2 protein-coding genes are annotated in these 945 nt (G+C 64.2%); both read left to right on the forward strand.

The window, feature by feature from the left end; all coding sequences use genetic code 11:
* Nucleotides 1-81: 81 nt before the first annotated feature.
* Nucleotides 82-603, forward strand: coding sequence for a gamma-glutamylcyclotransferase (locus EN906_RS35525; RefSeq protein ID WP_127268943.1), 522 nt, complete (start codon nt 82-84; stop codon nt 601-603).
* Between the two features lie 121 nt (nt 604-724).
* Nucleotides 725-945, forward strand: a 221-nt coding sequence (locus tag EN906_RS35530) for an aldo/keto reductase (protein ID WP_164777674.1), incomplete at its 3' end; no start/stop codon positions are given.

The following is a 945-nucleotide window of genomic DNA, read 5'->3' on the forward strand; positions in this document are numbered from 1 at the left end:
GACGAATAGTTAGACGGGACGGGCGGAAAAAACACCGGTCCGGGTGCGGTGTTGGCATCTTTTGCAATCAGGCGCGGCGATATGGGCGATTTTTGGGTGTTTGGCTATGGCTCGCTGATCTGGCGGCCGGGATTCGCGCATGTCGAAACCCAGCGTGCCCGCCTGCATGGTTACCGGCGCTCGCTCTGCGTCTATTCCTTCGTGCATCGCGGCACGCGCGAGCGGCCGGGGCTGGTGCTCGGCCTCGACCGTGGCGGGTCCTGCGTCGGCCTCGCATTCCGCGTCCCCGGCGACTTGCGCGACGAGGTCATGGCCTATCTTCGCGAGCGCGAACTGGTCACCAATGTCTATCTGGAGCGCATGCTCAAGATTCGCCTCGACGGGGGCGGTACGGTCGACGCGGTGGTCTACATTGTCGACCGCCAGCACGAGCAATATGCCGGAGCGCTCGACGCGGCGGATGCAGCGGCCGTGGTGCGCGGCGCGGTCGGCCAGTCCGGCAACAACGAGGACTATGTGCTGAGCACGCTTGAGCATCTCGAGGCACTGGGCATAAGCGACCACTGGCTGGAGGATGTCGCCAGCCAGGTCGCGCCTTTGTGAAGCTGGCTCTGCGGAAAAAGGCGGCCAGGCCTTTGACCTCGTTCAGGCAAGACCTAGGTTAGGCTCCGACCCTCAGCCCGCGGGCGCCATTTGCCCGCCCCAATCATCCCGGAGATCCGCCTTGCAGAAACGTCGTCTCGGTCGCACCGACCTTACCATCGCGCCGCTGGTTCTGGGCGGCAATGTCTTCGGCTGGACCGCCGACGAGAAAACCTCGTTCGACCTGCTCGACCGCTTCGTCGGCGCCGGCCTCAACGCCATCGATACGGCGGATGCCTATTCGCGCTCGGCTCCCGGCCACAAAGGCGGTGAATCGGAAACCATCATCGGCAAATGGATGAA

The organism is Mesorhizobium sp. M7A.F.Ca.CA.004.06.1.1, from assembly GCF_003999135.1.
GTDB lineage: Bacteria > Pseudomonadota > Alphaproteobacteria > Rhizobiales > Rhizobiaceae > Mesorhizobium.

Excerpts from the sequence above, each read along its gene's own strand:
- EN906_RS35525 (WP_127268943.1), top strand. The coding sequence starts at position 82 with ATGGGCGATTTTTGGGTGTTTGGCTATGGCTCGCTGATCTGGCGGCCG.